Origin of the sequence: Nostoc sp. (genome assembly GCF_036919615.1) — a bacterium.
Lineage (GTDB): Bacteria > Cyanobacteriota > Cyanobacteriia > Cyanobacteriales > Nostocaceae > Nostoc.
Genome location: NZ_JBALCN010000081.1, coordinates 24,176 through 34,678 on the forward strand (window position 1 = coordinate 24,176; position 10,503 = coordinate 34,678).

Annotated in this window: 10 protein-coding genes and 2 pseudogenes; 1 reads left to right on the forward strand and 11 read right to left on the reverse strand. The window is 41.8% G+C overall.

Features of this window, described 5'->3' with window-relative positions:
• Positions 1-2: 2 nt before the first annotated feature.
• From V7K48_RS22915 to V7K48_RS22935, 5 genes and pseudogenes are all read right to left on the reverse strand, one after another.
• Positions 3-620 carry a DUF2231 domain-containing protein gene (locus tag V7K48_RS22915; protein WP_335075651.1) on the reverse strand — a complete coding sequence of 206 codons (618 nt, stop codon included), beginning with the start codon at positions 618-620 and terminating at the stop codon, positions 3-5.
• Positions 617-1,117, reverse strand: coding sequence for a DUF2231 domain-containing protein (locus V7K48_RS22920; protein WP_335075653.1), 501 nt, complete (start codon positions 1,115-1,117; stop codon positions 617-619). Before V7K48_RS22920 ends, V7K48_RS22915 begins: the two co-directional genes overlap by 4 nt.
• A gap of 698 nt (positions 1,118-1,815) precedes the next feature.
• A pseudogene (locus V7K48_RS22925) lies at positions 1,816-2,220 on the reverse strand (phosphate-starvation-inducible PsiE family protein); the annotation flags it as partial.
• A gap of 160 nt (positions 2,221-2,380) precedes the next feature.
• Positions 2,381-2,611 carry a hypothetical protein gene (locus tag V7K48_RS22930; protein ID WP_335075655.1) on the reverse strand — a complete coding sequence of 77 codons (231 nt, stop codon included), beginning with the start codon at positions 2,609-2,611 and terminating at the stop codon, positions 2,381-2,383.
• Between the two features lie 677 nt (positions 2,612-3,288).
• A complete protein-coding gene (locus V7K48_RS22935; RefSeq protein WP_335075657.1) occupies positions 3,289-4,110 on the reverse strand; it encodes an NADPH-dependent oxidoreductase in 822 nt (273 codons plus the stop codon).
• A 183-nt stretch (positions 4,111-4,293) separates the two neighbouring features.
• Between V7K48_RS22935 and V7K48_RS22940 the strand changes: the two genes are divergently transcribed.
• Positions 4,294-4,449, forward strand: a complete 156-nt coding sequence (locus V7K48_RS22940) for a hypothetical protein (protein WP_335075659.1) — start codon at positions 4,294-4,296, stop codon at positions 4,447-4,449.
• On the opposite strand, the gene V7K48_RS22945 is transcribed toward V7K48_RS22940, so the two are convergent.
• The 6 genes and pseudogenes from V7K48_RS22945 to nifH form a co-directional block, all read right to left on the reverse strand.
• Entirely contained in the window at positions 4,432-4,614 is a 183-nt protein-coding gene (locus V7K48_RS22945) for a hypothetical protein (protein ID WP_335075661.1), read from the reverse strand. The genes V7K48_RS22940 and V7K48_RS22945 overlap by 18 nt on opposite strands.
• A gap of 188 nt (positions 4,615-4,802) precedes the next feature.
• Positions 4,803-4,931: pseudogene (locus V7K48_RS22950) on the reverse strand (CopG family transcriptional regulator); the annotation flags it as partial.
• Between the two features lie 185 nt (positions 4,932-5,116).
• Positions 5,117-6,235, reverse strand: a complete 1,119-nt coding sequence (gene nifV, locus V7K48_RS22955) for a homocitrate synthase (protein ID WP_335075663.1) — start codon at positions 6,233-6,235, stop codon at positions 5,117-5,119.
• A 167-nt stretch (positions 6,236-6,402) separates the two neighbouring features.
• Positions 6,403-7,698, reverse strand: coding sequence for a substrate-binding domain-containing protein (locus V7K48_RS22960; RefSeq protein WP_335075665.1), 1,296 nt, complete (start codon positions 7,696-7,698; stop codon positions 6,403-6,405).
• Positions 7,699-8,122: 424 nt separating this feature from the next.
• Entirely contained in the window at positions 8,123-8,509 is a 387-nt protein-coding gene (locus V7K48_RS22965; protein ID WP_334977305.1) for a hypothetical protein, read from the reverse strand.
• 165 nt (positions 8,510-8,674) lie between these two features.
• Positions 8,675-9,499 carry a nitrogenase iron protein gene (gene nifH / locus V7K48_RS22970; RefSeq protein WP_335075667.1) on the reverse strand — a complete coding sequence of 275 codons (825 nt, stop codon included), beginning with the start codon at positions 9,497-9,499 and terminating at the stop codon, positions 8,675-8,677.
• Between the last annotated feature and the right edge of the window lie 1,004 nt (positions 9,500-10,503).

Genomic DNA, 10,503 nt, shown 5'->3' on the forward strand with positions numbered 1-10,503 from the left:
ACTTATTTAAGTGTTGTGTTCAGGTCTTGGCCCAATCGCAGCAAATTATCTGCTGTATTGTGTACGCCAAACTCGGTGGCTAGTTGTGCTCCTAGTGTGCCGTGGATGAACATAATGAACATGATTGCTATGCCTGCCAACAGATAGATCCACTGCACTTCTCTATCTGTCTGTTTATATGCTTGTTTGTCCCAGATGTAGCGCTGCCATCCTCTCCAAATGGTCATGCCAACAATTAGTGCTAATAAAAAGACGCCACCTATACCATGCCAAATCATGGTTTGCATTACCTCTAATCCCCAGGCACTCTTGACATCAGTAGGTGGTGCTGCTAAAAGCATTTCGTAAAAGCCTGCCCCCACAGTGAAAAAAGTGATAATGCTGGAAGCGATCATGTTGTACCAGCCAACATCAAAGAAGTTGGCACGTTTAACAGTAATCGCAAAATATTTGAAGACCCATATTTCCAAAGGAAACAGCACACCAACGATATCAAAGGTAATCCCAATGATGAACAAACCCAGAGTGAAATGGACTAAGTTGGGATGAATAGGAATGGTGTAAGGTAGTCCGTTGGTACCTAGTTGTCTACTTAATTGGTCAATTAGTTCCGATCTCATCGCAAAATACCATTTTTTAGTGCTTCAACAACTGGCACTGTGTGCAGTCCATATACCCAAACAAGTTCATCTCCAAGATATACTTGCAAGCCAACTATTAGGGTTAAAAACAGCCCCGCTACCATATAATGAATCGGTAATTTGTCAGGATTGCGTGTACGAAGTACATAACGCCAAGCTGTAATCGCTGCAATAATTCCAGACAGTGACCAGCCAAGCAGCGTATGCATGTTCAGTACTGCCTTAACAGCATCGTAAGGTTTTGCCAAGCCAGCTTCAAATTGACCAAAGATGACGGCAACAAAGATGGCGATCGTGGCGACACACATATTCCACCAACCCACCTCAAAAAGACGAGCTTTACCAGTGAAATAAGCAACTACATCGCAGGCAAAGGCAAACATCACCATCGCAATTACGAAGTGGACAGCGATAGGATGAATTGTATCTGGGTAGGGTAAATTGTGGTCGTTTAAAGATGTAAGATACTCAAGCATTATGTTTGGTTAATCTATTAGCTAGAAGTTAATATTTAGTAGTAAAAAACTAACTTTTAACCCTTAATAATCACAACCTTTTAACTTATATAACGACTCAGGTTGGACTTAAAACCTGCCAAAATAACAGCAGTAGTTCTCATTATGAGAATTATTTTTACAGGGCAGCTTAATTTTGATAAGTAGAAGCTTTGAAATCTGATGCACTCCACCAAATAGGCTTTGGGCATTATTACGCCCAATGTTGTAGTGTCATTGAAGGTTGATAGGCAAGAAACGAGGGGCTTGAGTGAAAAATATTGAAAAGGCGCTTAACGCTGCATAGCTTATCTGAGGGCGTTTATTATTGGCTGAACGCTGATTAAAGATGTTTGACTAAATCAACCTCACTTCTTGGCTTATGAGCTAAAAAGATGCAAAAACTATACCTTTAAGAGAAAATTTTGCATAGTTCAAGCTCATGATAGTAGTGATTCTTATGTCTACCTTATTTTTTTGAAGAACTTTTGTGCTTTTAATTCTCCATATATAAAGAATATCATACATCTGGCAAATTTACTTGCGATCGCTAACTAATTTTCAAACAGTATTTGTAGTTACAATTAATCAGAAGTTAGATGAGTTTCAGCCAAGAATTGTGTTTTTTCTGTTGTTTCGGGGTGAGGAATTTTGACCTGTTCAAGAAAACGAGATATCTAAGGTAAAGCCACCATAATTCCTGTTAACACTATTAAAAATATCGCTATTCCAAAAATTTGGTCACGGGGAATTTCAAGAACTCCGCGTAAAATTACCTCTCTTAAAGCAGAAACAATAGTGATTTCCACTGCTGCGGTCACGGATGTTCTCTGTTGTTGTAGATGATCAATTAACAGGCGGAACAACTCTACTAAAATCAAAATGAACAGGATATCAGATGTTACTTGCCGCAAATCTAAGGGATGCAAAAAGGAAAAGAACATATCTCCCAGTCTGATCAGCATCACACAGAATAAACCAAGGCAAAGAGAAATAATAATAAAGTCTTGAAAAAACTCCAAGTTGCGAACAATTCTATTTCTTTGTAACCAGTTGTTTAAATTTGAAGTTAGCCCTTTTAGCATGGTATTTCCTAACAGTCTAGATTCATTTATCTCCATAACCAAAATAGTGCTGAGTATCTAGCGTCGATTACTCAGCACGGGCTAAACGCCCCGCTACCGCTAACGGAACTGTATTCAATCCCCATTATTTAGCTATAGGGTTCCATTCAGCCCTATTAAACTATTTTGTTCTGTTGGCGTCATGAGGTACAGGTTCTGCGGTTTTCATCTTGGATGCTGCAGTTGTTAAGCTATTCGTAGCCTTGATGATCTCTTGTAATGTTTCGTTAATCAGTTTTTCATCAGGGGGAGCTTCTAATAAGTAAGTTTCTATGAAAATCTCCACTCGATTCATAATTATTTTGGCTTGAGAGCGTAGTCTGTTGAGGTCTTTAGTAGACAAATTATTCATTGTTTGAAGCTCCTTTCAGTTTTGCGAGTTAATCCTAGATTTTTGGTCAGCAATTTTCATGATAAGAGCGATTCTTAGAGGATGTTTGAAAAGTCCTCTTGTCGGTATCAAAAGTTTTAGATCCCTCTAAATCCCCCTTAAAAAGGGGGACTTTGATTCCGGTTCCCCCCTTAAAAAGGGGGGTTAGGGGGGATCTAAAAGTGCCTAAATTTACAGAGAAACACTTTTCAAACAACCTCTGACAGTTCAGCCCTTTTTGGAGAGATAAAGCTTGCTGGAATACCTATTAAATTGTTCGCCTGTTCATTGCTGAAATGCCTTCAGATTCCCCAAATGAGTACAAGGGTTTAAAGCAGGAGAATTGCTGGATCTGGCGAGTTAGCGAGTCTATTTATTCCTTAGGACTTACGCACTGAAATTATCTTTTAAGACTGGGATGCACCCTTTGAGTCTTTAGTGAAGCGGTAACAAATCTTTAAGCGTCAGAAGCTTTGGTGCAGACATCAGAAGTTATTCTTTAGTCCCTACTGCGCGTAGCTTACTCTCTACTAGTATGCCACGGCCTAAACAGAGCAACCATTTAAAATTCCTAAAAAGCCCACTCCATAATACTTTTGACTTTTGAATGAGTGACTTTTGACTTCCGCCTTGCGGTGTCTTCTGGCTGCTAACTCCTTTTATAGCAACTTTAAGCCGAAGTTGTTGAGAGTTTCACGTAAGTTTTTGCATCCTTTTAAATAGTCTAAAGTTGCGATCCGCTCGGCTGAGTTTTGCGACCAATCAACAGCAGCATTCATCTTCTGTTCAGTATAGAATTCCTTCATGATATCGTTGTAGTGAGCGATCGCTTCATCTTGTTCTGCCAATTTATAGGTTTCCTGGTGCAGTACAGCTGCCTGCGGTAAACGCGGCTTAATAGCAGGTTGTACCTCAGGATTAGGATAACCCACACACAATCCAAATACGGGGAATACAAAAGGTGGCAAATTTAGTAGTGTTGCTACCTCTTGCGTATTATTGCGGATTGCGCCAATATATACCGTTCCCAAACCAATAGATTCAGCGGCTAGAGTGGCATTTTGCGCTGCCACCGAGGCATCGACTATTGCTTTAACTAACAGTTCTACATAATCTAGAGCTACATGAGGTAGTCCGCGACTGTCAGCAATATGAGCCATACGACCTAAATCTGCTAACCAAACCAAAAATACAGGAGCCTGGTTAACCCATACTTGGTTATTAGACAGCTTACATAATTCTGCTTTGCGCTCTTGATCTTCAACCGCTACTACACTCCAGGTTTGCAAATTAGCTGAACTAGCAGCAGATTGAGCAGCTGCAACTAGCCACTCCAGAGTTCCTGGTGGTAAAGGGTCAGATAGATAAGACCGAACTGAACGGTGAGATAGCAGTGTTTCTAGAGAGTCGTTCCAATCAATTTCGTAATTGAAGGGAATCTCACCGTAGCGCGATCGCAATAGTTCTGTAGGATTAGTCATGGTTAACTCTTGAACTTGAATGTTTTTTTCCGATTTTAGAGGGATTACCAACAACGAGAAACAAGGAAGACAAGGAAGACCAGAAAATCAGGTGGCTGATTTTCTGATAAAAGTAGAGAGAAAATACTTGAGTGCTTAGTAGCTACGTTAGTCACAAGTAAATCTCCCTTCTGCAATGCGCTCTTGCCAGCGATTATCGCTAAATTTGAGCATCAAGGAAATATCCTCGCTAGAAGCATGGTAGAAAAAAATGCTTTATTAGAATTAACCAATCCTGACTATCCTGAACATCAAGTGGCATTGGAGCATCAAAAATCTGATTTACCTCTGCATCAATAAACTCTGCTTAAGCTGCAAAAGTTTCATCACCGGAACAGTTAGAAAATCGTTCCAGCCAATTTCGTAATTGAAGGGAATTTCACTGTAGCGCGTAGGCATAGCCCACATTTCAGGAAAGCTCAGTGACCACCGTAGGCATCGCAGTAGTTCTGTAGGATTTGTCATGGTCAACTTTTGAACTTGGACGCTTTTTTACGATTTCAGAAGGACTATCAACTTCCCTGTTACGAGTTTGTTTGGGCGCAAGACAATTCGCTTTACGGATGACAATTCTTCATCACTGCTCAAAGTAGGTCAAGATCAACCTCGCCATAATCAAACTGCTTCTTTTGCTGTTTTAGTAATTTTGGCTGGAGACTACGCAACAGGGAGCGCAACACATCAGTCTTGGTACGTTGAAACCGTTGGCAGTGCTGTTCCAGCAATTGCAGTTCTTCTGGAGACAATTGAAAGGTGATCCATCCTTGCTCTTTTCTCGGCATAGTATTACCAACATAATTGGTAATATCTTAGCAGTTAGTACAATAATCAAGCTTGCCAACCGGAAACAGAATTGTCATGCGTTCTTGACCAACTTCACTTTTGATTCAAGTCTTCTGTTGTCAAACTGACTGAAAGGTTAGAAGCTGATGTACTTACGCTTTAGTGTTTTAGTAAATGTGTACGTTCATCCTTGGGGAACCAAACTCAGGAGTTCTTCAACCGTGAGACTGCGCTTAACTTTTACTGACTGATGCTTTACAGCATCCAGCACTGATTGAATTTCTGGCTGACTGAGTGTGATTCCATGTTCTTGTAGCACACTGAATATCAGATGCCGACCAGAATGTTTACCTACGACTAAACGACGTTCCCGACCAACATCTTCTGGCGCAAACGGTTCGTAAGTACCCGGATTTTGCAGCACACCGTGAGCATGAATACCCGATTCGTGTGCAAAGGTATTTTCACCCACGATCGCTTTCCAGGGAGGAACTGGCCAGTTGGCAGCTTTAGCAACTAACCGTGACAGTTCCAACAGCCGTTTTGTATCAATGCCTGTTTGGATACCGTAGATGTGTTTCAGTGCCATCACGATTTCTTCCAGCGCCGCATTGCCTGCCCTTTCACCAATCCCGTTTACCGTGGTGTTAACTGATAGCGCTCCTGCTTCAAGACCAGCCAGCGAGTTCGCCATTGCCAGTCCAAAGTCATTGTGCGTGTGCATTTCTATGGGAATGAATAGATGATGCACAAGAGAGCGAACTTTGCTGTAAGTAGTCAGAGGATCGAGAATTCCTACAGTGTCACAGAAGCGAAACCGAAAAGCTCCCAACTCTTGAGCATAAAACGCCACATCCAGCAGAAAAGATTCATCGGCTCTAGAGGAATCTTCTCCACCAACAGACACAGATAAACCGCAATCACAAGCGAAATTTATCGCATCCCGCAAAAGATCTAGCATTTTCTGCTGGTTACCGCCAAACTTGGCGGCAATCTGAATTTCTGAGACAGGAACAGAAATATGCACTCGCTCCAAACCACAATCTATCGATGCCTGAATATCAGACAAATTAGCACGGTTCCAGCCTAGCAATTTGGCGTTTAATCCCAGATTGGCAATGGCTTGAATTGACTCTGCTTCTTCTTGCCCCATTGCCGGAACGCCAATCTCCAGTTCTGGAACACCAATGGCATCAAGAAAGGTGGCGATCGCAATTTTTTCTTCAACGTTAAAGGCTACACCTGCCGCTTGTTCACCATCTCTTAAGGTTGTATCGTTAATTTGAATCGGATGCTTGTTCATAGAGAAGTGATGATTCATGAGCAGCTAACTTGTTGTGTGATTTGGATTTGCTTGAGAATTTCGTAATTGAAAGACAGAGCAACTAACTTGAGTTGTGGAAACTAAAACACATATTCCTTAGTAGTAGGGTAATAATTACAAATTATGAATTATGTTGACACTCAAGTTTAAATATTTGCTACGATTCCCCCAATATTGTTAATGTCATAGCCGCCGAGAATCTCTAATTGCGATTGGACTAGCCGATGTCCCAAGGTACTAAGCAATTGCTGTACTGGTGTTTCTTCCAAGTATTCTTTGAGAATCACCAGGTCGTATCGCGATCGATGTAGGGGGATAAATCCCAACCCAAAGGCCCCAGCGACAGATGCCGTACTGACACCTGCATCAGCAATTCCTGACACTACAGATGAAGCGACATCTTGATGGCTATAGACAATATGGTCAAATCCTTTCACTGTGTGCAATGGTATCTGTTTTTCTTGGAGTTTACGTTCCAAAAGCATACGACTACCACAACCTAATTCACGGTTAACAACAGTTATTCCTAATTTTACCAAGTCGCTGACTGTTTTGATTCCCTTTGGGTTTCCTGGTGGGACTAAGAGTCCTTCTTCCCAAACTCCAAGGGTAATTAAAACTGCACTCCTACCAGCTAAAGCTTGCTGCACAAAGGGAATGTTATGTTCTCCAGTTTCCGGATCGTACAGGTGCATCCCAGCGATGTGAATTTCCCCTCGGCACAGACTATGCAATGCTGTCATACTGTTGGCGAAAATATGGTGAACTCGCAGTTGCGGATGCCAACGTTCAGTTGCTCTTGCCCAGAGGGAAATCATCGGTGTACAACCAGCAATCACAACTGTATTTTCCAATTTATCGATATCATCAAGCAGCCGAACTAGAACTTTATTTGTACCTGTTTGATTCTGTAATTCACCCTCCAGATACTCTGCCTTAACCCCATCGGAGAACGGCAGTGTGCTTATACCTCTTAACCCTTTCGCCAGTTCCTCAACAGGGGAAACACTCAAAAGTTCTGGATTGAAGCTTCCTTTACTCAGACTTCTCTTTGCAACGGGGTGGCTCACCGCAACTGCTTCACCATCAGCCGGAATCATTTCGATGTGAAAAGCATCGTTCCCAACGAGAGGATAAGCTATCCATTGACCACCTACCCGTGCTAGACTTACTCGCAATTGCTGTCCGCTCTTGACTGCTTTGGTAACAACTGCTTCAACTTCTGGTAAATCTTCCTTAAAGCAGAATAAGTCCTTGACTGGGCAGCCAAGCGCTTTGGCTAGACGCAGTGAGATAGCAACTGAAGGAGCATATTGTCCCGATTCCACACCACCAATACTCTGACGGGTTACGCCAGTCATATTAGCTAAATCCTGCTGACTCATGCCCAAGCGAGTTCTAATTGACTTCAGGTTGTTGCAAAGATTCACGTCCAGTTTCATGAGGCTGTATCTCTCCGTTGGAAAAAGCCGCCGCTGACAAACTTAATCTGTTGGCGCAATAGCAAGGTTTTCTAGTTTTTAGCGTTTTTGTTGGAAGCCATATTGATGTTTTGACAATTCACTGATTTTTCGCAAGCATAACATACACAAAGCCAATATACTTGCATTGTTAGATACTATTTGGCGTAAGCGCAGCCCAAACTAGTACGCCACGACGCAAATAGAGCAACCATTTTAAATCCCTAAAAAGCCCATTCCATAATACTTTTGACTTTTGACTTCCGCCTTGCGGTACTAGGCATCGCCTTTTGATCATCTGCTAACCAAGTCGGTTGTCATCAAGAGAAAACGCTCAAATCCTAAGGCATCGAGTATTCAAAAACTTTCAGTTTTCGTGTAGTATTTAGTTACAGCAACATAACTTTTAGTCCGAGTGCGGTAAGTCCTGATCTAGATACCAATTGCCTTTTTTAATTGGTACTGCCACCCACTGGAGTTCCAACCATAGTATAGGATTCTTTTCCTTCAACCTTGAAGAGCGATCGCGAATAATGCGTGTGGCGTTTATGCAAACAGCGTCCGATATTCCCAAATCTTGAGCAACGCCTCTGAAAATGTTTTTGTAGGCATTGACTGAGGCAAACAGCATATTAGGATAATATACAACAAAATGTTGTATAAGTTTCGGGGGGTAGCCCCAGTAAGAGTTTACGAGTTCGACGTGGCAGTACTGGAGCAACTCGTCGAGTTTGGGACAGCGCCCCTGAGCTACGGTGATAAATTTTTGGACTAATACCTCTTCAGTCAACATAATAAGTTCTACTCCTTCAATGAGGTAGACAAATTTTGACGTGGTTAACAACGTCGATTTCTCAAATGGTGGTAAGAAGCTTACGCAGTTTTTCTGCTTTTTCGAGTCAGAGGTTGCCAATTGCTCCAGACACTTTGTGTGAGGGATAATCCCTACTGCATCGTCCTAGCCGAACAACCCAAACTTTACCAGCAGTTCCTCAAGCTGATCGTTAGACATAGATTTCGGAGTTACAAAATCTGTGTTCTGGTCAATCGTGGTTGCCAGGTTGCGATAGTGCTGCGCCTGTTCAGACTCAGGAGCATACTCAATCACCGTTTTACGGTGGAACTCTGCCCGTTGCACCATGTTGTCTCTGGGTATGGAGTAGATCATTTGAGTCCCCAGTTTCTCTGCCAGAGCTTTGATCAGATCATCTTCTTGATCGACTTTGCGAGAGTTGCAGATCAATCCTCCCAGACGTATACCGCCTATAGAAGCATACTTCTGAATGCTTTGGCACATGTTGTTGGCGGTATACATTGCCATAATTTCCCCAGAAGTAATAATGTAAACTTCTTGAGCTTTGCGTTCACGAATGGGCATGACAAATCCACCGCACACTACATCACCCAGACCATCATAAAATGTATAATCAAGTCTAACCGCATCATCATAGGCACCAAGTTGTTCCAGCAACCCAATTGATGTCAGAATGCCTCGACCTGCACATCCCACACCAGGTTCCGGCCCACCTGATTCCACACACAGCGTCTTCCCCCATCCCTCTTGGCGGAAGTCTTCTAGATTCACATCATCTTCTTCTTTACGCAACGTGTCGAGTACATTCTTCTGGTGGAATCCCCCCAAAAGGAGCCGTGTGGAGTCTGCTTTCGAGTCACACCCTACAACCATCACCTTACGACCCACATCAGTCAGTCCAGCCACTACGTTTTGAGTCGTTGTGGACTTGCCAACTCCTCCTCTTCCATAAATAGCGATTTTCCGCATAAAAACCTCAGTAATGGCGCAGACTTGTTGATTTGGCTCCGGGATTATGGTGTAATCAAGCAGAGTGTTGAATCAAAATGGAGTTGTAGTTTTTGAAAGAGTTTACTGCCGAGGTTGTTACAGCATCAACATAGTCAGAGTGTGGACATCAGCCGCTTATTCTCAGCACTATAAATATTGCAGTTATCTGCTAAAAGTTAAACAGCTTCTTACAGATATAGCAGTAAATATTTAGTGAGATGCGAGATACAACAAGGATGCTAAAAATTAGTCGCATTACTGTAACCAATAATTCAAAAAACTTCCGCAGCAACGGCAGGTGAATGAGAAATTTATGCTTCATCACAGCAGGACAAACATTATTTTCCCTTGAAGAAAGATACATAGAAAAATCAGTCCAGCCTACCTATGGCAACGGCCTCGCCAAACGAAAAACCGATTTTTTGGCGGCTTTGCTCCACTTCGATTAACGTTATGCCGTCACCAATAAATGATGAGACTGGTCTGATACTCACTTCAAAGGAACCTAAGGAGTTTTCGTCCTTGTATTAGATTCCCTATAAATAAAGAATATCATACATCTAGCAAATTTACTTGCACTTACCAATTAATTTCCAAACAGTATTCATGGTTACAATTGGTCATCAGCTAAAGAGCCTCAAAGCCAATAATTGCGTTACTCTGTTGTTTGGAATTGAGCAATTATCCGCTATTTCTCCAAGTGAGATATCTATAATTAGGACAGAAAGTAAATCATTAATTTCTTTCTTGATTTTTAGTTAGAATAGTCTGTCTAGTTCAAGGGATTAATATCTGATTTATCTAAGAAAAAATATTGCTTATAATCTAGACAGAACTGTCTATTCATAACTGAATGTGTTCCAGGTTATCCATATTTACTCACCTGAGTGTTACTAGATTGACTATTATTAATTAAACCGGGTGATAGGATTTTGAAATCAAGGAAGTCAAACAATTTTCTTGCTCAAACCAAAGATATAGAA